The organism is Ornithinibacter sp., from assembly GCF_035443565.1.
In the GTDB taxonomy this organism is placed as follows: domain Bacteria; phylum Actinomycetota; class Actinomycetes; order Actinomycetales; family Dermatophilaceae; genus Fodinibacter.
Genome location: NZ_DAORSO010000040.1, coordinates 1 through 19,784 on the forward strand (window position 1 = coordinate 1; position 19,784 = coordinate 19,784).

Here is a 19,784-nt window from a genome sequence, read left to right on the forward strand (position 1 = left end):
GGGCCAGCCTAGCGCGTCCGCTGTCCACGAATGTCGTCCACAGCCCTGTGCACAACACGCGTCTCCCGCACGGGGCCTGTGGACGACGAAGAGCACGACTGACCGGTCACCGATTGGCTGCCCGTTTCCTTGCAAGGCCCCCATCTCGGCGACTAGAACTGTCACCACGCCCCTGCTGGACAGCACCGACGCCTCGGCGCCGGAGCGGCACCCGGGGGGCAGGTCGTACGGATAACGGCACACCGCTTCCGCCCCGCAAGGGACGGGACGTGCGGGCCCTCGGGCTCGTGCGACGCGCGCGACGGCGCGGGTGCCGCGGCCGTTCGACCTGAGTCGAAGCCCGTCCTGACCCCAGGGCGGCGCCACCGTCGCGTGGCAGACCGTGCGGGAGACCGCACGGACCGACCGGCTCGACACGTCGGCAGCAGTCGACCGGCGAGGGCCCCCGATCTCATACTCGGGGGCCCTCGGCCGTCTCCGGGCGTGACCTGAGCGGCTCGAGTCCGTGGGCCGCCTAGTCTTGGCCCATGCCGGAGACTGTCGAGGGAGCGAGCGCGCCGGTCGAGCTCAGTGTCGTGATCCCGGTGTACAACGAGGAGGCGGTGCTCCCGCTTCTCGTCGACCGGCTGCGACCGCTGGCCGACTCGTGGGGGGTCAGCTACGAGGTGCTGTGCGTGGACGACGGCTCGAGCGACGCCACCCCCGTTCTCCTGCAACGACTTCGGCGTGAGTGGCCGCAGGTTCGCGTGGTCCGGCTGCGGGCGAACGCCGGCCATCAGGCAGCCATCTCGGCCGGTCTGGCGCGCGCTCGTGGTGACTGGGTCGCCACCATCGACGCCGATCTCCAGGATCCTCCCGAGGCCATCGGCGAGATGCTCGCCGTCGCCCGCGCCGAGGGTGTCGACGTGGTCTACGGGGTGCGGGGCGACCGCGCGAGCGACACCGCCTTCAAGCGCCTGTCCGCCCGGGCGTTCTACCGCTCGATCCGGGCGTTGTCGGCGGTCGACGCCCCGGTGGATGCCGGCGACTTCCGGCTCATGTCCCGCGCCACGGTGGATGCCGTGAACGCCCTTCCCGAACACCACCGGGTGCTGCGCCTCGTCGTCCCGGCCCTGGGGTTTCCGAGCGCGTCGGTGTCCTACACCCGGGCAGCCCGCGCGGCCGGGGAGTCGAAGTACCCGCTGGGCAAGATGATCCGCCTCTCCGTGGACAGCCTCACGGGCTTCTCGATCGCCCCGCTGCGGTTCGCCACCTGGCTCGGGCTGCTCGGCGGGGTCGCCGCCCTGGGGGTGCTCGTGTATGCCGTCATCGCCATGCTGCTCGGCAACACCCTGCCCGGCTGGACCTCGACCGTGGTCATCGTCGCCGCCGTCGGGGCGGTGCAGCTGCTGGCACTCGGCATCCTCGGCGAGTACGTCGGGCGGATGTACGCCATGCTCCAGGGCAGGCCGTCGTACTACGTCGCGCACGACTCGCTGGTGGACTCATCAGCCCGGGCGCGACGCTGACCCTCGCTGCGTGGCTCAACGTCGCTGAGAGGCTGAACCGAGGTCAGGCGCGGACCTGACCGTCGCCCTCGACGACCCACTTGGTGGTCGTCAGCTCGGGCAGTGCCATCGGCCCGCGCGCGTGCAGCTTCTGGGTCGAGATGCCGATCTCGGCACCGAAGCCGAACTCACCACCGTCGGTGAACCGGGTGCTCGCGTTGACCATGACGGCGGCTGCGTCGACCTCGGCGGTAAAGCGTCGGGCGGCTCCGCGGTCCTCGGTGACGATGGCCTCGGTGTGGCCCGACCCGTAGGTGGAGATGTGCTCAAGTGCCTGGTCGAGGTCGCCGACGACCCGCACCGACATCTCGAGCCCGTGGAACTCGGTGGCGAAGTGCTCGTCGGTCGCCACGTCGTGGGCGACGCCCGCGACATCCGCCTGCGCACCGGCATCCGCGTCGGTGTGGAGGACGACGCCCTCCCCCGCGAGCGCCGCCAGCGCCTTGGGCAGGAACTCGGCGGCGACGTCGCGGTGCACGAGCAGCGACTCGGCGGCGTTGCACACGCTGGGGCGGTGGGTCTTGGAGTTGACGGTGATCGCGAGCGCCTTGTCGAGGTCGGCGCGGGCGTCGACGTAGACGTGGCAGTTGCCGATGCCGGTCTCGATGACGGGCACCGTCGACTCGGTGACGACGCTCTGGATGAGCCCCGCTCCGCCGCGCGGGATCAGCAGGTCGACCTGGCCGCGGGCGGTCATCAGGGCACGAACGGCGCCGTGGCCACCCTCGAGGAGGCCCACGGCATCCGCGGGCAGGCCTTGGGCGGTGAGCGAGGCGCGCAGCACGGCGACCGTGGCGCGGTTGGTCTCAGCGGCGGCGCTGCCCCCACGCAGGATGACCGCGTTGCCGGACTTCAGGCCGAGGCCGGCCGCGTCGACGGTGACGTTGGGGCGGGCCTCGTAGATCATGCCGATGACACCCATGGGCACCCGGATCTGGCGGATCTGCAGGCCGTTGGCCAGGGTCGAGCCGCGCACGACCTCGCCGACCGGGTCGGGCAGGGCCGCGATGTCGCGCAGGGCCTGGGCGACGGCGGCGACGCGCGGGGGGTCCAGGCGCAGTCGGTCCTGAAGGCTCTGCGGCATGCCGTTCTCGCGGCCACGGGCGAGGTCGAGCTCGTTGGCGGCGACGATCTCGTCGGTGGCGGTGTCGAGGGCGTCGGCGAGGGTGCGCAGCGCGGCATCCTTGTCGGCGCGCGAGAGCAGGGCCAGGCGGCGGGACGCGGTGCGGGCGGCCTGCGCGAGCACGCGAACCTGCTCGATGTCGGCGGGGTCGATGCCGGAGGTGCGGTCAGCCATGCGCCCAAGGGTATGTCGTCCGTCGCAGGTCAGACCGCTCAGTCGGCGCGCATTGCCTCCGCTGGCAGAGTCGTCGCTGCCCGCCACGACGGATAGGCGGACGCGAGCAGGCCAGCGGCAAGGCCCACTGCCGGGCCGACGAACACGGCCAGCAGCGGCTGGGTGGTGTCCCAGCGGTTCATCGCCGCGATCGCAAGGGAGACTGCCATCCCAGAGGCCGAGCCCAAGAGACCCCCTAGCACCCCCAGAAGTCCACCCTCGATGAAGAAGATGCGCGCGATGCCCCGCTGCGAGGCGCCCATTGACCGCCGCAGACCGATCTCAGCGGTTCTCGAGACGACGCTCACGATCATCGCGTTGGCGATGAGCAGGGTTGCGACCGCGAGCAGCAGGAACCCGACGGCAGCCGTGAGCCGGGTGAGCTCGGACCCGACACCTTGCCGCAGCGAGCTGAAGTCAGCTACGGGGGAAGTCGCCAGCGATTCCGGACGGTCGGGTCGGATCGCGATCCGGATCACTCGCGAGACCGGACCCCCTCCGCCAAGGTCGGTTCGCACCAGCACCACCGTCTGGAAGTCCGACACACCGTCGATGGCCAACGCTGCCGAGTGGGGGATTACCACGGCGTTGGCGAGGGTGTCGTCGGTGGAGCCCGTGATCCGGCCAATAACGGAGAATCGGGTGTCCGCCACCCATACCGCTACTCCTGGCCCCGGCACGCCCTGCGGCAGACCCAGTCTCTCGGCCGCACGCTCCCCGACCAACGCGACCGCGGGTGCCCGCACGCCATCGAGGAGCCACGCGGGCGCGCCCCCGGTGACTGCGCGGTCTGCGGCCAGGTACCCCGACGTCGCCCCGAGGACATCGACCTCCGCGATGTCCGGTGAGGCGGCACCCCTGCGTGGGCGTGACTCAGCACGCGCAATGTCAACTCGTCGCCCCGCTGCACGCACTAGGTCGACCCGCTGCGCCCGAGACTCGGTGTCAGGCGGGAAGACGGACATCGGAGCGCTCTCGCCATTGTCCTCACTCGCTCTGGCCCCGACAGTGAACGTGGTGCTGCCGGCCGCCACGAACCCGGCGTCCACCTGCCGGGCCGCCGCGATGCTGACCGTGTACGAGGCCACGAGGACACCCGCGCTCAGGGCGATGCTGACGAGCAGGAGCAGGGCTCGGGCCCGGCGGGCTGACAGTTCGATCAGAACGTCGCGCACATCATCGCGTAGCCGCAGCATCACCGGTCGAGCCCTCGCCTGAGGATGCCGTCCGCCAGGGTGTACGCCTGGTCCGCCCACGCCGCTGCTCGCCGGTCGTGGGTGATGAGCACGACCGAACCGCCGCGGTCCACCTGCGTGTCGAACAGGGCAAGGACCTCCGCGGTGTTCGAGTCATCGAGATTGCCGGTCGGCTCGTCGGCCAAGACGATCGCCGGGTCTGCGATGACCGCGCGGGCGATCGCCAGTCGCTGCTTCTCACCGCCGGACAAGGTGGCACCCAGGGCCTGGGCATGGTCACCGAGACCCAGGCCGTCGAGGGTGCCTGCGATTCGCGTGGCGCGCTCTGCGCGAGGCGTACCGATGACCGAGAGCTTCAGCTCGAGGTTCTCGGTGGCAGTGCGGTGGCCAATGATGTGGTGGGCTTGGAAGACGAACCCGAGTGCCGACGCCCGAAGCCGGTCGCGCTGGGCACCCCGGCGCGTGGCAACGTCGTGACCGAGCAGCTGGTATCGGCCCGTCGTGGCCTCGTCCAACAGCCCCAGGATGTTCAGCAGGGTCGACTTCCCGGCACCGGAGCGGCCGAAGATGGCGACCCGCTCCCCGCGGTGGACGGCCAGAGAGACCCCTCGCAAGACCCGCAAAGGCGGAGCACCGGGGAAGGTTCGGGTCACCTCCTGCGCCTCGAGGACAGGTGCGGCAGCCGAGGTCATCCCCCGGCCACCAACACGCGCTGTCCGAGCACGACGTCACCGCCCGTGACCTCGGCCCAACCCTCTGCCTGGGCGCCCAATGTGACCGGCAACCGCCGGCGCGCCTGTGCCTTGCCCGTCTCGACGAGCATGACGAATGTTCCCTCGTCATCCTCGCGCAGGGCAGTCATGGGCACCGCCAGGACAGGGCGGGCCTCGGTGCTTTCGCCTGCGCGGGTCACGAACACCGGCTCGTCGTCACGCCACCCGTCCCCAGCATCCGTGGCGGAGAAAACGACATCGTGGCCGGCTACCTCCGAGTCGGACCCCGCGACGAAATCTCCAACCTTCACGACCTCGCCCGACAAGGCCCGGCTGCTGTCCCCGGCGGACGCGAGGCGCACCGCCTGCCCGACCTCGAAGAGAGCCTTGTCGGCAATCCCGACCCTGGCTTCCACAGTGGGTGATCCGCCCCGCAACTGGGCGGCCTGAGGTGTTTGCTCCCCGAGCGTCGTTCCCACTGGCGCGACGCTGACCAGCGTGAGGGTCGGGAAATCAGCTGCGAGAACCTCCTGCATCGGCAGCCATGTACGTGTTGCCGCATTTCCTGACCTAGCATCACCGGATGTCCCGTTGGGTCCCTCTGGTGAGGCGACTCCAGCAGGGGATGCATCCACAGGGGACCCGGCTGCGGCGGCCTCCTCCAGGGGAGCGCTCACATTGATCGTGGCGTAGAGCCGCGCGACAGCGGCTTGCGTGCCCGAGCCGAACCTGCCGTCGACCGCGCCTCCGTAGAGGTCGATGTCCGCCAGCGCACGCTGGAGGGCTGCGACGTCCCGCCCCTGGTCACCAACGTGGAGGTCTCGGTACAGCGGAAAGGGCATGCGGAGGAATACGACTGGTCGACCGGAAATCTCAACGACGACGTCAGAGGGCGTGATGGTCGACCCGGCCCGGGCTGGAGTGTTCGTGATGACGGACTGCGCACTCGAGCCCGCGCCGGTCGGGGATACCACGACGGAGCGACCGAGGTGCACTACGCCTGACAAGCGCGGCGATGTCGCAGGAAACGTGTGCTCGACTACCTCGGCCGTGACCACGGGCGTGGCCGACGCATTCATCTGAGCCTTCTCCCACGGGGAAGGAAGGACCAGCCCGACCGCGAACGTGACCACCGCGAGGATCACGCTGGCCATGACCCATCCGATGAGCCACGTGTGGCGCCGAGGTTTCGTGGGGTCATGAAGGGGATCCCTGTCAGGTGTCAGATCCAGGCTCCGTGCGTCAGAGTCCTGCCTCACTCAGGACCCTTCGCGCCTTGGCGAGCTGCCGGTCGAACCCTGCGCGTTGGTCCTGCAGCTCGGCCCCGTACTTCGCAACGACGGGAGCCTGTGCCGCTGCCACGAGATCGGCCAACCGTTGCGCGGTGTCGTGTTGTCGCTTGCAGGTCACGTCCACCACCGCCAGCTCGACATCCACGGGCTGCACACGTCGTTCCCCGACGGCCTTCCAGTCCACGCCATCAGGCGCCATGTTCTCGGTGTCCACGGACAGTCCTCGCTCCGCCAGGCAGGACCCCCAGTCTGCAACCACCTCAGCCCATTCCCTTGACGCGCGGGCCTCGTCCTCGGCAGCGTTCAGTGCCCTGAGCCACGGCCCGTCGGGCGGTTGCTCCTGCAACTCCATCACGGTGGAGTCGCTCGACGCGCACGTCTCAGCGGCATCCAGCTCTGCCTGAGTGGGCGCGGACAACGGGTCGGACTGGTCGGCGATCGCCTGCTCTTTTGCCTTGGACATCGGTGTCACGTAGCCGTAGCGTTCCGCGTTGGCCATGCGCCACAAGCCAGCGAACCGGCGAGTGTCCTGTTCGTCGGGGATGGTTCGCCGGGGTTCGTCAGTCGGCACGTTCATTCGCCGTTTGCAGGAGATCATGGCAACCCGCATCGCGGAGGTGATCTCTGCGAGCTCAAGATCCGTGACCCAGTAAGCGTCGGCAGGAACCAGGATTAACCCCGTACTTTCGTCAACCTCAGCCTTCGTTGGCACTGTCAGGGAACCTGTCGGTTCAGAGTTCGCCGATGAGCATGCCGAGGAGAGGCCGAAGACAAGGACGCACAAAACCGCAAGCGCTCGCACAGGAACAGTTCCTCAGGCCAGAATCACGCGCAGTTGATCCAGTCGTGCGATTCGATCGTGTCGTTCCAGTTGTTCCACCGGTATGGACCCAGACCCGCACCGTTGTCGGAATTGGGATCCTGGTAGTTGGCGCCGTCGCTAACGCGCCAGAAGTAGGTGTACGTACCTGTGTGATTGGCGCTGGACCAGAAACGAACCTGGCAGTTGTTGCCCTGGTTCCGCATCGAACTGACACTCGTGCCGGTGATGGCGGTACCGTACCCGATCCCGGCCTCCCAGACAATGTTGTCGTAGTCGTTGGCGGTCGCGGACATCCCTCGGAAAGACCCCCCATACGTGAAATTCTGCCAAACACACGCTTCACCATTGCTGCATTGGCTGGTTGCCGCCTGCGCAGGTCCAACGCCACTGACAACCATCGCCAACGCCGCGACCCCAAAGCCCCACTTGATTCGACTCATGAAATGTCCCCTCGAAAGTCTCCTATGGTGGCTCGGCTCGTCCACCCGTCCTGACCCTAGTGGAGAACCAGAAACCTCGCCCGTTGAGCCACAGAATCCGGTGCGGCGAAGCCCTCGTCGCGGTTCTGGGAGGATGGGCCAGTGACGACGATCCTGTCCATCCAGTCCTCGGTGGCGTACGGCCACGTCGGCAACTCGGCCGCAGTCTTCCCGCTCCAGCGCCTGGGCGTCGAGGTGTGGCCCGTGCACACGGTGCACTTCTCCAACCACACCGGGTACGGCGCATGGCGCGGCCCCCTCATGGCGCCCGAGGACGTCCGCGAGGTCATCACCGGCATCGAGGAGCGCGGCGCCCTGCCCGAGGTCGACGCGGTGCTCTCCGGCTACCAGGGCGGCGAGCAGATCGGCGACGTCATCCTCGACACGGTCGCCCGCACCAAGGCCGCCAACCCGAGCGCGATCTACGCCTGCGACCCCGTCATGGGCAACGCGGCATCCGGCTGCTTCGTGCACCCGGCGATCCCCGTGCTGCTGCGCGAGAAGGTCGTGCCGCAGGCCGACCTCATCACGCCGAACCAGTTCGAGCTCGGCTTCCTCACCGACACCGAGCCCGGCGACCTCGACTCGACCCTGGAGTCGGTCGAGCGGGCGCGGGCAATGGGGCCGGGCACGGTGCTCGTCACGAGCGTGCTGCGCCCCGACCGCCCCGAGGGCACCATCGAGATGCTGGCCGTCCACGGCGACGGCGCCTGGATCGTGCAGACCCCGCAGCTGCCGATGAAGGCCAACGGCTCGGGCGACGTCACGGCCGCGCTGTTCACCGCGCACCTGCTGGAGGGCGGGGATGCCGGGGTCGCGCTCGGGCGCACCGTGTCCAGTGTGTTCGACCTCCTCACCCGCACGCACGAGTCCGGCCGTCGGGAGCTTCAGCTCGTGCAGAGCCAGGACGAGATCGCCAACCCGCGGATGCAGTTCGAGGTCCGTCAGCTCCGCTGAGGGTGGGCGCGGGTCAGAGGACGACGAGGTCGTCGCGGTGGATGACCTCGCGCTCGTACTCCGGCCCCAGGTCGCGTGCGAGGTCGCGGGTCGAGCGCCCCAGCAGCCGGGGCAGCTCGGATGCCGCGTAGTTCACCAGCCCGCGCGCGATCACCGCGCCCTCGGGGTCGCAGACGTCGACGGGGTCACCGGCCGCGAAGGCCCCTTCGACCCCGACGATGCCCGCCGGCAGCAGCGACTTGCGACGGTGCGTCACCGCGGCGACCGCGCCCTCGTCGAGCACGAGCCTGCCCCGAGCCGTCGTGGCGTGCGCGAGCCACCGCTTGCGCGAGGCCCGGGTCGCCGCCGCCGGAGCGAACACCGTGCCGCGGTCCTCCCCCGCGAGCGCGCCGGTGACGTCGGCCAGCCGCGTCAACAACGTCGGGATGCCGGCCGCACCGGCGATACCGGCCGCCTCCACCTTCGTGACCATGCCACCGCTGCCGACCGAGGAGCCGGTGCCGCCGATGCGCACGGCGTCGAGGTCGGCCACGGTCTCGACGAGCGGGACCCGACGAGAGCCCCCCTGCGACGGCGGGCCGTCGTAGAGCGAGTCGACGTCGGTGAGCAGCACGAGCGCGTCGGCCCCGACGAGGTCGGCCACCAGGGCGGCGAGCCGGTCGTTGTCGCCGAAGCGGATCTCCTGGGTCGCCACCGTGTCGTTCTCGTTGACGATCGGCACGATCCCGAGCTCGAGCAGGCGCTCGAGGGTGCGCCGGGCATTGGTGTAGTGCGCCCGCCGGGTCACGTCGTCCGCGGTGAGCAGCACCTGCCCGACCGTGAGCCCGTGGGCGGAGAACGCCGCCTGGTAGGCCGCCACGAGGGCCCCCTGGCCGACCGACGCAGCCGCCTGCTGGGTCGCGAGGTCCGTGGGTCGGCGGGAGAGCCCGAGCGGGCCGATGCCGGCCGCGATGGCGCCCGACGACACGAGCACGACCTGACGCCCCTGCGCCCGGCGCGTCGCCAGGACGTCGACCAGCGCCGAGAGCGCGCCGTGGTCGAGGTGACCGCCGTCGGCGCTGGTCAGCGACGACGACCCGACCTTGACCACGAGGCGCTGCCCCGCACCCACGGTGCGCCGCAAGCGAGCGGCGGTGTCCGGCATCCGGCTCAGTCCTCGTCGGTGACGGAGGCCCAGTGCCCTGCCCGCCGCTCCGTCGCGAGCTCGTCACGCGCAACCGTCTGGGCGTCCTTGCGCGCGTGGAACTCCTCGCGCTTCTGGGTGCGGGTCTTGCGGCCCTCGTTCTCGAAGCGCACGTCGGTGCCGCGAGGGCCGGTGAGCAGCTCGGCGCCGGCGGACATCGTGGGCTCCCAGTCGAAGACGACCGCGTTGTCCTCCGGGCCGACGAGCACCGTCGACCCGGAGACGGCGCCGGCCTTGAGCAGGGCGTCCTCGACGCCGAGGCGGTTGAGCCGGTCTGCGAGGTACCCCACGGCCTCGTCGTTGGAGAAGTCGGTCTGGCGCACCCAGCGGGTGGGGCGCTCGCCGATGACGCGGAAGAGCTCACCGTCGGGGGTGTTCTCGCGGCGCACGTGGAAGCCGGCGTCGTCGACCGCCGTCGGGCGGATGATGACGCGCGGACGGTCGGGCACCCGGGCGAGGACCTCGGCGCGGGCCTCGCTGACGTGGCGCGCCAGGGCGAAGGTCAGCTCCTTGAGTCCGGTGTGCGCCACGGCGGAGATGATGTGCACCTCGAGCCCGCGCTCCTCGAGCATCGGCTTGACCATCTCGGCCAGGTCGCGTGCCTCGGGGACGTCGGCCTTGTTGAGCACGACGACCCGGGTGCGGTCGGACAGCGGCCGACCGCCGAGGGTGTCGTCGGTGACGTACGCGGCGAGCTCGGCCTCGATGACCTCGAGGTCGGTCATCGGGTCGCGGCCGGGCTCCAGCGTGGCGCAGTCGACGACGTGCACGAGCACCGAGCAGCGCTCGACGTGCCGCAGGAACTCCAGCCCCAGCCCCTTGCCCTCGCTCGCGCCGGGGATGAGCCCGGGCACGTCGGCGATGGTGTAGCGCATCGACCCGGCGGTGACGACGCCGAGGTTCGGCACGAGCGTCGTGAACGGGTAGTCGGCGATCTTCGGCCGGGCGGCCGACACGACGGAGACCAGCGAGGACTTGCCGGCACTCGGGAACCCGATGAGCGCGACGTCGGCGAGCGACTTCAGCTCGAGCACGATGTCGGCGCTCTCGCCGGGCTCACCGAGCAGCGCGAACCCGGGAGCCTTGCGCCGCGGGCTGGCCAGGGCCTTGTTTCCCAGACCCCCACGACCGCCCCGGGCCACCACGAAGGTCGTGTCGTGCCCGACGAGGTCGGCCAGCACCGTGCCGTTGGCATCCTTGACGACGGTGCCCTCGGGCACGGTCAGGACGAGGTCGGCACCGTCACCACCGTTGCGCTCGTCGCCCGCACCGGGCTTGCCGTTGGCGGCCTTGCGGTGCGGCGTGTGGTGGTAGTCGAGCAGCGTGGTGGCCTGCGGGTCGACGGCGAGGATGACCGAGCCACCGCGCCCGCCGTTGCCGCCGTCGGGGCCACCGAGCGGCTTGAACTTCTCACGCTTGACCGATGCGACGCCGTGGCCGCCGTTTCCTGCAGCGACGTGCAGCACGACGCGATCGACGAAGGTCGTCATGCCTGCGCTCCTGACAAAAGGGTGGTGATGGTGCTCGATGGATGCCGTGAGGGGCGGGCCAGCACGGGCCCGCCCCTCAAACGGCGTGGGTGAAGCGGCCGGGCGAGGACGCCCGGCGTGCGATCACTGGGCGGAGACGGACTCCGGCTCGATGATGTTGACGGTCTTGCGGCCGCGCTTGCTGCCGAACTTGACCGCACCCGCGACGAGCGCGAACAGCGTGTCGTCGCCGCCACGGCCGACGCCGTCACCGGGGTGGAAGTGCGTGCCGCGCTGGCGGACGAGGATCTCGCCGGCCTTGACGGTCTGACCGCCGAAGCGCTTCACGCCGAGGTACTGGGCGTTGCTGTCACGACCGTTGCGGGTCGAGGACGCACCCTTCTTGTGTGCCATGTCTGTAGTCCTTTACGTGAGTTCCGGCGCGGATCAGGCGTCGATGCCGGTGATCTTGACCTGGGTGAGCGGCTGGCGGTGGCCCTGGCGCTTGCGGTACCCGGTCTTGTTCTTGTACTTCAGGATCGTGATCTTGGGGCCCTTGGCCGCCTTGACCACCTCGGCGGTGACCTTGACCTTGGCGAGCTTGCTCGCGTCACTGGTCACGGTGCCACCGTCGACGACCAGCAGCGGCTGCAGCTGGATCTCGTCGCCGGCCTGGCCGATCTTGTCGATGAGCAGGACATCGCCGACGGAAACCTTCTCCTGGCGACCACCTGCGCGCACAATCGCGTACACGGTCTGACTCACTTTCGTTACGGGCACGTCTCCTGGATGACCGGCCGATAGCTACCCCGTGGACGACACGGGACATCAGCTCGGTGGACGCACCGACTGCACAGACTACCGGGGGCCCCGGCAGCCCTCCAAATCACGGGCCAGCGGATCAGGCCGTCGGCTCGGGCGGCGTGCTCACGGCCCGCGGCGGACCGGCCGGGGCGACGACACGGCCACGCTTGCGGCGGCCTCGCGGCGCCGGAGCCGGCTCGGGCTCGGCCTCGGGCTCGGGCTCGGGCTCAGGCGTGGCCTCGACGACCTGGACCTGCGCCGGCTCGCCCTCGGCAGCTCCCTGCGGCTCCCGGACCTCGGCCTCAGCGACCTCGCTGGTGTCGACAGTCTCGACGACCTCGACGGCATCCGCCGTGTCGACGTCCTCCGCCGAGGGCTCGACCACAGCAGCCTCGGCCACTTCCGCCTCTGCCTCGGTGGGGATGCCGTCAGCCGGCACCTCCGCGGCGGCCTCGGCCTCGGCGCGCCGCAGCGCGGCCGCGTGCGCCGCAGCGGCGATCTGGGCGGCCGTGGGACCCGACGGGGTGCGGACCTCCTCGACCTGCGCCACGGCATCCGACCCGCCGTTCGACGAACCACCGGCAGCCGGGGTCCCCCGACGGCCGCGACCCGATCGCGACGGCGCTGCGTTGGCCCCGCCGACGTCGTTCGCGCCGGCCCGGTCGATCGGCTCGGAGTGCACGACGATGCCGCGCCCGGAGCAGTGCTCGCACGTCTCCGAGAAGACCTCGACCAGGCCCGACCCGACCCGCTTGCGGGTCATCTGCACGAGGCCGAGCGAGGTGACCTCAGCCACCTGGTGCTTCGTGCGGTCACGGCCCAGGCACTCCAGGAGCCGTCGCACGACGAGGTCGCGGTTGGACTCCAGCACCATGTCGATGAAGTCGACGACGATGATGCCGCCGATGTCGCGCAGTCGCAGCTGGCGGACGATCTCCTCAGCGGCCTCGAGGTTGTTCTTGGTGACCGTCTCCTCGAGGTTGCCCCCGGCACCGATGAACTTGCCGGTGTTGACGTCGACGACGGTCATCGCCTCGGTGCGGTCGATCACGAGCGACCCACCCGAGGGCAGCCACACCTTGCGGTCCATCGCCTTGGCAATCGCCTCGTCGATGCGGTGCGCCGCGAACACGTCGGCCTCGGAGGTCCAGCGCTGCAGGCGCGGTGCGAGGTCGGGGGCGACGTCCTCGACGTACTGGCTGACCTCTGACCACGCCTTGTCGCCGGAGACGACCAACGAGGTGAAGTCCTCGGTGAAGACGTCGCGGATGACGCGCACGGTGAGGTCGGGCTCGCCGTGCAGCAGGGCGGGAGCGCCGCCACTGCCGGCCTTCTTGGCCCCGGCCGACTCGGCCTTGGCCTTGATCTTGTCCCAGATCTTCGTGAGGCGCTCGACGTCGGCGCGCAGCTCCTCCTCGGAGGCCCCCTCGGCGGCGGTGCGCACGATGACACCGGCGTGGCCGGGCACGACCTCCTTGAGGATGGCCTTCAGGCGCGCCCGCTCGGTGTCGGGAAGCTTGCGGGAGATGCCCGTCATCTGCCCCTCGGGCACGTAGACGAGGTAGCGCCCGGGCAGGCTGATCTGCGAGGTCAGGCGAGCGCCCTTGTGCCCGATCGGGTCCTTGGTGACCTGGACGAGCACGGTGTCGCCCGAGGACAGCGCGTTCTCGATGCGGCGAGCCTGGCCGCCCTCGAGCCCGGCGGCGTCCCAGTTGACCTCACCGGCGTAGAGCACGGCGTTGCGGCCCTTGCCGATGTCGACGAACGCGGCCTCCATCGACGGCAGCACGTTCTGCACCCGGCCGAGGTAGACATTGCCAGCCATCGACGACGTGGTCTCACGCGAGACGTAGTGCTCGACGAGCACGCCGTCCTCGAGCACGCCGATCTGGGTGCGGTCACCACGGCCGCGCACGACCATGACGCGCTCGACGCTCTCGCGACGGGCCAGGAACTCGGCCTCGGTGATGATCGTGCGGCGACGCCCGGCCTCACGGCCCTCGCGACGACGCTGCTTCTTGGCCTCGAGGCGCGTGGAGCCCTTGACGGCGGTGGGCTCATCCCGCTGGCCACGGGGCTCGCGCACCCGGGTCACGGTGCCGGGCGGGTCGTCGCCCTCGCCGTCACCACTGCCTGCGCCGCGGCGGCGCCGACGACGACGCCGGCTCGAGACCGACTCGCCCTCGGTGTCAGCCCCGGTGTCCTCGGGCCCGGCGCCGCTGGGCTGCTCGGCGTCGGGGGCGTCGGCGGATGCCGAGGCCCCCTTGTCGTCCTCGCCCTGGGTTCGCCCACGGCGGCCTCGACCGCCACGGCGGCGGCGACCGCGGCCACTGGTGTCCGCGTCGTCGGAGGCGCGTTCCGCCGTGACGGACTCCTCCTGGCCCTCGGCGACTGCGTCGTCAACGGCCACCTCGTCGACAGCGTCCGCGTCGACGTCTGCGGAGGTCGCCACGGTCTCGGCAGCTGACTCATCGACCGCTGGGCGCTCGACCGGGGCCTGCACGGGAGCCGTGGCCCGGCGGCGGCGCGGGGCGACCGGCTCAGGGGCCTGGAAGAGCATCGACAGGCTCGGGACCGCGGGCAGGGGCGACACGTCGTCGGCGGGAGCAGCGGCCTCGGCGTCTGCCGCCTGAGCCACGGCCTCGGACTCGTCCTCGTCGATGGGCAGGAGCAGGTCGGCCGTGCCGGGCTCGAGCAGCGAGAGGTCGTCGAGCAACACCTCGGCCGGGGCCTTGGTCACCCTCGCGCGCTTGCTCGACCGCGGGGACTTCGCGGCCTTGGTCGCGCGAGTGGCCTTGGGCGCCTCGACGGATGCCGGGGCCTGGCCGTCCATGACCTCAGCAGCGTCTGCGGAGGCAGCGGCCTCAGCGGCCTCGCCCTCGGCAGCGATCGGCTCGAGGACGGTGTCCGGCACCGCCGGGGCGACCTTCTTCGCCGCCCGCTTGCGCGGGGCGCGCTTGACGGGCGCGGGGGCGACCTCGCCGGCGTCGGCGGCCACGGCATCCGTGGCGTCCGCGGCGCTCTCGGCGGCAGCAGCCGGATCGACGGCGGCCGGCGCGGCCGCCTTCTTCGTGGCGCGGCGGCGCTTGGGCTTCTCGGCGGGCGCCTGTTCAGCGGCGGCCGTGTCAAGCGTCGTGGTGGAGTCGTTCTCGGAAGCCATGAGGCCCCTTCCGTCATCCACGTGGGCGACGACCACACCGGTTCCGGCCCCAACTCCTGACCGGTCCCTCGCCGACCGCGTGGTGCGATCGGATCGTGCAGGGCGGGCCCTGCACGGAAGTCAGCTGCTGCCCCGGAGCGGCTCGCGCGGGCGGCGCGGCACCTATCCGGAACCGACGGCCTCCTTGTCGGCAGCCAACGGGTCGGCCACCCCAGCAGCTGCGTCGAGCAGTGGGCCTTGGGCCAGCCGAGTCACCAGGGGTGGGACCGGAGGCGCGAACCCAGTCACTGCGTGCAGTGCGGTCAGGATGTCATCGGGTCGAACGGACGGTGTGGTGTGCCGAACGACCATGCGCAGTATCGCACACCCCTCGTCGTCGACACCGGAGGCATCCATCGCCAGCACGGCGCCACGCGTGTCGAACGTGCGCGGCCCGGTCTTGAAGGTTCGCGTCGTCTCCGCGAGCTCGCAGGCCAGGTACGCGTCGACGGCCGCAGTGACCTCGGCGGGGTCGGCTGCGCGCACGACGATGTGCCACTCGCTGGCCTCGAGGCGGTCGGCGAGCGCACCGGGGCCGGCCTGCACGACCTCGAGGACGTCGAGCCCTTCGGGCAGCGCCTCGTCGAGGGCGGCCCGAACCGCCTCCGGGTCGACCCGTTCGGTGACCCGGATCTCGAAGTACTCGGCCTCGCTCGCCGTGCCTGTGGGCGCCGCGTTGGCGTAGGAGATGAGCGGGTGCGGGTGGAACCCGGCCGAGAACGCCATCGGGACGTCGGCCCGACGAAGCGCTCGCTCCAGGGCCCGGGAGAAGTCACGCGTGGAGGAGAAGCGCAACCGGCCACGCTTGGCGTAGCGGATGCGCAGTTTCTGCACGGCGGGTTCTGGTGGGGGCCCCTCGGGGGTGCGCTGTCGAGCCATGGTGCCCCCAGCGTAGACGGCTGGGCGACCTCGGCCGGATGGGCTCGACCATCGCCCGCGGCAGCATCGGCAGCTGTTCACGGTCAGCCCCACACCACGGGAGGGCTCCGAAATCCGTCGTGCTTCACGGCATCCGATGCCGTTTTCGGCTTACGAACAGTGATTGGCCACCGATTCAGTCCGCTATCGTGCTCGCATGCCACCGATCGACCGCTCCCGCCTGACTGACCTCATCGCCGCCGAGCAGCAGGTCTACACCGCAGGCCACCCGCGCAGCCGCGAACTCTTCGCGCAGGGCAGCAACCTCTTCGGTCGGGTGCCGATGACGTGGATGAACAAGTGGACAGGCGGCTTCCCGCTCTACCTCGACCACGCACGCGGCAACCGGATCTCCGACGTCGACGGCCACACCTACGTCGACTTCGCGCTCGGTGACACCGGTGCGTTCGCCGGGCACTCCCCCCGCCCGACCGTCGAGGCGGTGGCGCGCCGCATGGGCGACCTCGGCGGCATCACGACGATGCTTCCGAGTGCTGACGCCCAGTGGGTCGGGGCCGAGCTGACCGCCCGTTTCGGGATGCCGCTGTGGAGCTTCACGCTCTCGGCGACCGACGCCAACCGCTGGGCGGTGCGCCTGGCCCGACTCGCGACCGGCAAGCCGAAGATCCTCGTGTTCGGCTACTGCTACCACGGCTCGGTCGACGAGACCTTCGCCATCCCCGGCCCGGACGGCAAGGCGCAGTCCCGGCCCGGCAACGTCGCTCCCCCGGTTCCGCTCGACCTCACGACCCGCGCGGCCACGTGGAACGACCTCGCCTCGGTGGAGCGCGAACTCGCCCACGGTGACGTCGCGGCCATCCTCACCGAGCCGGCGCTGACCAACATCGGCATCGTGCTGCCCGAGCCCGGGTTCATGGAGGGGCTGCGCGAGCTCGCCACCCGATACGGCGCCCTGCTCATGATCGACGAGACGCACACCTTCTCGGCCGGCTGGGGCGGCGCCACCGCGGCGTGGGACCTCGAGCCCGACATCTTCGTCATCGGCAAGTCCATCGGGGGCGGCATCCCCTGCGGCGCCTACGGGATCACCACCGAGGTGGCCGCCTCGATCACCTCGCACACGGATGCCGGGGACGCCGACATCGTCGACGTGGGTGGGGTGGGCGGCACGTTGGCCGGCAACGCGCTGTCGACGGCGGCGATGCGGGCCACGCTCGGTGAGGTGCTGACCCATGCGGCGTTCGAGCACATGATCGACCTCGCGACCGCCTTCACCGAAGGGGTCCAGGTCACCCTCGACGAGTTCGACGTGCCGTGGTCGGTCAGCCAGCTCGGCGCGCGCTCGGAGTACCGCTTCGCCTCACCGGCGCCGCGTACCGGCGAGGAGGCCGCCGTCGCCCACGACGACGACCTCGACGCGTACATGCACCTCGCGATGTGCAACCGCGGCATCCTCATGACGCCGTTCCACAACATGGCGCTGATGTGCCCGGAGACCACCCGGGCCGACGTCGACCGGCACACGGCCACCTTCCGCGAGGTCGTCGCAGCCCTCTACGCCTGACCGCCCCCGCCCTTTCGTCGGGTGGGTCAGTTGCCGAAGCGGTCGCGAATGGCCACGAGCTCGACGGCGTGGGCATCCAGGGCGCGGTCCTCGTCGGTGACTGGTGTCCACGTGGGGCAGGGCAGCGCGCGCCGGTGCTCGTCGATGCCGACGAAGACCGTGCGGCAGAAGGTCGTGAGCGCCATGCCGTCAGGGCCCTGCGTCGGGTCACCCGAGCGCACGTGCACCCCGATGTGCATCGACGTCGTGCCGGTGTGCAGCAGCCGGGCCTCGACCTCGACGACGTGGCCGATCCGCAGCGGCCGGTAGAACCGCACCCCGCCGGTGAAGATCGCGACGTTGTGTGCGTTCCCCGTCCACTGGGTCGCGAGCACGTGGGCGGCCTCGTCGATCCAGCGCATGACGATGCCGCCGTGGACCTTGCCGCCCCAGTTGACGTCGGTCGGCGCCGCGAGGAAGCGCATGACGACGCGAGGCGCCGTCCCGGCATCCGAGTAGACCTGTTCGGCCATCGCGGCCTCGACCTCGCTGCGCAGCTCGGAACGGCGCGCTGCCCACTGCTGCTCGAGCTCCTCGCCGAGCGTGCGGGGCACGAGTTCGCGGACCGGCGTGGACGCACCGTGCTCGTCGACCGAGACGAACACCATGAGGCACCGCGTCGCGGGCTCGAGCACCCGGGTCGCCGGCTGGCCCGAGGCGACGTCGACGGTGACGTGCATCGAGGTGCGCCCGGTGTGCACGACCCGCGCACTCACCTCGACGAGCTCACCGACCTCGACCGGCCTGGTGAAGCGGACGTTGCCGACATAGGCGGTGACGGCGTACGTGCCGCTCCAGCCGGCCGCCGCGGCGTAGCCGGCCTTGTCGATCCACTCGAGAACGCGACCGGCCGAGACCGAACCCGACTGACCGGCATCCGTGGGGGCAGCGAGGAACCGCAGGGTGATCTCGGCGCGGGCGTGAGCGGCTTCAGGCATGGGCACCTCCGGGGCTGGGTGTGCCCACTCTCCCACCGTCGGATGCCGTGGTGCAGGTCAGTCCGAGGTGCCGGCGGCGCGGTGCACAGCAGCGATCTGGTCGGTGCTCGCGAGGAGGATGACCGTGGCCCCCGCCTCGATGACCGTGGACCGCGGCGGGTTGGTGAGGAAACCACCCTTGTGCGGCTGGCGAACCGCCAGGACGGGCACCGACATCTCGCGGAACATGTCGATGTCCGCGAGCCGCGTGCCCGCGAAGGCACTGCCCGGCGGGATGCGGACCTGCTCGAACTCATGGTCGATCTCCTCGCTGTGCATCACCCCGTCGAGGAACTCGGCGACGTCGGCGTGCAGGGCGAACGAGGCCATCCGGCGCCCGCCGATGAGCTGCGGGTTGACCGCGCGCGTCGCCCCGGCCCGCACGAGCTTGTCCTTGGAGTCGATCGTGCGCGCTCGCGAGATGATCACGAGGTCGGGTCGCAGGGCACGGGCGGACAACGTCGCGTAGGTGGTGTCCGCGTCCGTGTCGAGGGCGCAGATCAGGGCGCGGGCGTGCTCGATGCCGGCAGCACGCAGGATGTCGTCGTTGGAGGCGTCACCGATGACGACGTGAAGCGTGCTCTCGGCCAGCCGCTCGGGGTCACGGTCGATGACGACGACCGTGTGTCCCGTGTCGAGGAGGTGACTCACGGCGGAGGTCCCGACCCGCCCGAAGCCACAGACGATGACGTGCCCGCGCAGCCGGGAGATGTCGTGTTCCATGCGAAGCCTTCCAAGGTGCTGGAGCAGACGACCCTCGGTGACGGCCTCGAGGATCACCCCCAGGTTGTAGAGCACGACCCCGACACCGATGACGATGAGCAGGCTGGTGAAGAGCATGAGGGCCGGGGTGCGTTCGTAGACCTCGGTGTAGCCGACCGTGGCCACCGTGAACACCGTCTGGTAGATCGCCTCGACGAAGGTCAGCCCGAGAAGCATGTAGCCGACGGTGCCGAAGACCGTCACCGCGATGAGGGCCGCGAACGCCCACCCGATCCGACCGATGCTGCTCGCCGGGCGGCTGCCGAACAGCAACGAGCGCGCCCAGAAACTCGGCGTCGGACTGCTCACGACGCCAACCTTGCACCGGGGCGGCGCTCGCCGGGGGGCAACACCCTGTGACGCGACTGTCAGGCGTGGCTGTGCTCGACGGCCTCCGCGAGCTCTGCGCGGCCGGCACCGAGAACGGTCAGAGGCAGCAACGACTTTCCGGTGGGCCCGATCTCGATCTGGGTGCCCATCTGGGGGCAGACGCCGCAGTCGAAGCACGGGGTCCAGCGGCAGTCCTCGACCTCGGTCTCGTCGAGCGAGTCCAGCCAGTCCTGCC

At 70.6% G+C, this 19,784-nt stretch carries 18 protein-coding genes; 3 read left to right on the forward strand and 15 right to left on the reverse strand.

Going from position 1 to position 19,784, the window contains the following annotated elements:
* Positions 1 to 527 precede the first annotated feature (527 nt).
* Positions 528 to 1,508 (forward strand): glycosyltransferase family 2 protein, encoded by a 981-nt coding sequence (locus PLL68_RS06520; protein WP_324532776.1) that lies wholly within the window; start codon positions 528 to 530, stop codon positions 1,506 to 1,508.
* A gap of 43 nt (positions 1,509 to 1,551) precedes the next feature.
* On the opposite strand, the gene PLL68_RS06525 is transcribed toward PLL68_RS06520, so the two are convergent.
* The 6 genes from PLL68_RS06525 to PLL68_RS06550 form a co-directional block, all read right to left on the reverse strand.
* Positions 1,552 to 2,844 (reverse strand): glutamate-5-semialdehyde dehydrogenase, encoded by a 1,293-nt coding sequence (locus PLL68_RS06525; protein WP_324532778.1) that lies wholly within the window; start codon positions 2,842 to 2,844, stop codon positions 1,552 to 1,554.
* A 38-nt stretch (positions 2,845 to 2,882) separates the two neighbouring features.
* The gene (locus tag PLL68_RS06530) at positions 2,883 to 3,536 is read right to left on the reverse strand and encodes an ABC transporter permease (RefSeq protein WP_324532780.1); all 654 of its coding nucleotides are present in this window, start codon (positions 3,534 to 3,536) and stop codon (positions 2,883 to 2,885) included.
* Positions 3,537 to 4,078: 542 nt separating this feature from the next.
* Positions 4,079 to 4,771 carry an ABC transporter ATP-binding protein gene (locus tag PLL68_RS06535; protein ID WP_324532782.1) on the reverse strand — a complete coding sequence of 231 codons (693 nt, stop codon included), beginning with the start codon at positions 4,769 to 4,771 and terminating at the stop codon, positions 4,079 to 4,081.
* Complete coding sequence (locus PLL68_RS06540; RefSeq protein ID WP_324532784.1) at positions 4,768 to 5,946, reverse strand: peptidoglycan-binding protein; 1,179 nt, start codon at positions 5,944 to 5,946, stop codon at positions 4,768 to 4,770. The genes PLL68_RS06535 and PLL68_RS06540 overlap by 4 nt, the downstream gene beginning before the upstream one ends.
* An 88-nt stretch (positions 5,947 to 6,034) precedes the next feature.
* Positions 6,035 to 6,796, reverse strand: a complete 762-nt coding sequence (locus tag PLL68_RS06545; protein ID WP_324532786.1) for a hypothetical protein — start codon at positions 6,794 to 6,796, stop codon at positions 6,035 to 6,037.
* A 113-nt stretch (positions 6,797 to 6,909) separates the two neighbouring features.
* Entirely contained in the window at positions 6,910 to 7,347 is a 438-nt protein-coding gene (locus PLL68_RS06550) for a peptidase inhibitor family I36 protein (protein WP_324532788.1), read from the reverse strand.
* Between the two features lie 141 nt (positions 7,348 to 7,488).
* Here PLL68_RS06550 and pdxY point away from each other — a divergent pair, with 141 nt between their 5' ends.
* Positions 7,489 to 8,343 carry a pyridoxal kinase PdxY gene (gene pdxY / locus PLL68_RS06555; RefSeq protein ID WP_324532790.1) on the forward strand — a complete coding sequence of 285 codons (855 nt, stop codon included), beginning with the start codon at positions 7,489 to 7,491 and terminating at the stop codon, positions 8,341 to 8,343.
* 13 nt (positions 8,344 to 8,356) lie between these two features.
* On the opposite strand, the gene proB is transcribed toward pdxY, so the two are convergent.
* The 6 genes from proB to PLL68_RS06585 all read right to left on the reverse strand — a co-directional run bounded on the left by proB (position 8,357) and on the right by PLL68_RS06585 (position 15,877).
* Positions 8,357 to 9,487, reverse strand: a complete 1,131-nt coding sequence (gene proB / locus PLL68_RS06560; protein WP_324532792.1) for a glutamate 5-kinase — start codon at positions 9,485 to 9,487, stop codon at positions 8,357 to 8,359.
* A gap of 5 nt (positions 9,488 to 9,492) precedes the next feature.
* Positions 9,493 to 11,016, reverse strand: a complete 1,524-nt coding sequence (gene obgE, locus PLL68_RS06565; RefSeq protein WP_324532794.1) for a GTPase ObgE — start codon at positions 11,014 to 11,016, stop codon at positions 9,493 to 9,495.
* A 123-nt stretch (positions 11,017 to 11,139) separates the two neighbouring features.
* Positions 11,140 to 11,409, reverse strand: a complete 270-nt coding sequence (rpmA, locus tag PLL68_RS06570; RefSeq protein WP_159900038.1) for a 50S ribosomal protein L27 — start codon at positions 11,407 to 11,409, stop codon at positions 11,140 to 11,142.
* A gap of 33 nt (positions 11,410 to 11,442) precedes the next feature.
* Positions 11,443 to 11,748 (reverse strand): 50S ribosomal protein L21, encoded by a 306-nt coding sequence (rplU, locus tag PLL68_RS06575; protein ID WP_159904493.1) that lies wholly within the window; start codon positions 11,746 to 11,748, stop codon positions 11,443 to 11,445.
* A 148-nt stretch (positions 11,749 to 11,896) separates the two neighbouring features.
* Complete coding sequence (locus PLL68_RS06580) at positions 11,897 to 14,959, reverse strand: Rne/Rng family ribonuclease (RefSeq protein ID WP_324532797.1); 3,063 nt, start codon at positions 14,957 to 14,959, stop codon at positions 11,897 to 11,899.
* 162 nt (positions 14,960 to 15,121) lie between these two features.
* Positions 15,122 to 15,877 (reverse strand): TIGR03936 family radical SAM-associated protein, encoded by a 756-nt coding sequence (locus PLL68_RS06585; protein WP_324532799.1) that lies wholly within the window; start codon positions 15,875 to 15,877, stop codon positions 15,122 to 15,124.
* Between the two features lie 196 nt (positions 15,878 to 16,073).
* Between PLL68_RS06585 and PLL68_RS06590 the strand changes: the two genes are divergently transcribed.
* Complete coding sequence (locus tag PLL68_RS06590; RefSeq protein ID WP_324532800.1) at positions 16,074 to 17,441, forward strand: transaminase; 1,368 nt, start codon at positions 16,074 to 16,076, stop codon at positions 17,439 to 17,441.
* Between the two features lie 26 nt (positions 17,442 to 17,467).
* Here PLL68_RS06590 and PLL68_RS06595 read toward each other — a convergent pair whose 3' ends face one another.
* The 3 genes from PLL68_RS06595 to PLL68_RS06605 form a co-directional block, all read right to left on the reverse strand.
* Complete coding sequence (locus PLL68_RS06595) at positions 17,468 to 18,418, reverse strand: acyl-CoA thioesterase (RefSeq protein ID WP_324532802.1); 951 nt, start codon at positions 18,416 to 18,418, stop codon at positions 17,468 to 17,470.
* A 57-nt stretch (positions 18,419 to 18,475) separates the two neighbouring features.
* Positions 18,476 to 19,528, reverse strand: a complete 1,053-nt coding sequence (locus PLL68_RS06600) for a potassium channel family protein (protein WP_324532804.1) — start codon at positions 19,526 to 19,528, stop codon at positions 18,476 to 18,478.
* Between the two features lie 59 nt (positions 19,529 to 19,587).
* Positions 19,588 to 19,784, reverse strand: a 197-nt coding sequence (locus tag PLL68_RS06605) for a hypothetical protein (protein WP_324532806.1), incomplete at its 5' end; no start/stop codon positions are given.

What these genes read in the sequence shown, in the direction of transcription:
- PLL68_RS06520 (WP_324532776.1), top strand. Translation starts at nt 528, where the DNA reads ATGCCGGAGACTGTCGAGGGAGCGAGCGCGCCGGTCGAGCTCAGTGTC.
- PLL68_RS06525 (WP_324532778.1), bottom strand. Translation starts at nt 2,844, where the DNA reads ATGGCTGACCGCACCTCCGGCATCGACCCCGCCGACATCGAGCAGGTT.
- PLL68_RS06535 (WP_324532782.1), bottom strand. Translation starts at nt 4,771, where the DNA reads ATGACCTCGGCTGCCGCACCTGTCCTCGAGGCGCAGGAGGTGACCCGA.
- PLL68_RS06540 (WP_324532784.1), bottom strand. Translation starts at nt 5,946, where the DNA reads ATGGCCAGCGTGATCCTCGCGGTGGTCACGTTCGCGGTCGGGCTGGTC.
- PLL68_RS06550 (WP_324532788.1), bottom strand. Translation starts at nt 7,347, where the DNA reads ATGAGTCGAATCAAGTGGGGCTTTGGGGTCGCGGCGTTGGCGATGGTT.
- proB (WP_324532792.1), bottom strand. Translation starts at nt 9,487, where the DNA reads ATGCCGGACACCGCCGCTCGCTTGCGGCGCACCGTGGGTGCGGGGCAG.
- obgE (WP_324532794.1), bottom strand. Translation starts at nt 11,016, where the DNA reads ATGACGACCTTCGTCGATCGCGTCGTGCTGCACGTCGCTGCAGGAAAC.
- rpmA (WP_159900038.1), bottom strand. Translation starts at nt 11,409, where the DNA reads ATGGCACACAAGAAGGGTGCGTCCTCGACCCGCAACGGTCGTGACAGC.
- PLL68_RS06580 (WP_324532797.1), bottom strand. Translation starts at nt 14,959, where the DNA reads ATGGCTTCCGAGAACGACTCCACCACGACGCTTGACACGGCCGCCGCT.
- PLL68_RS06585 (WP_324532799.1), bottom strand. Translation starts at nt 15,877, where the DNA reads ATGGCTCGACAGCGCACCCCCGAGGGGCCCCCACCAGAACCCGCCGTG.
- PLL68_RS06590 (WP_324532800.1), top strand. Translation starts at nt 16,074, where the DNA reads ATGCCACCGATCGACCGCTCCCGCCTGACTGACCTCATCGCCGCCGAG.
- PLL68_RS06595 (WP_324532802.1), bottom strand. Translation starts at nt 18,418, where the DNA reads ATGCCTGAAGCCGCTCACGCCCGCGCCGAGATCACCCTGCGGTTCCTC.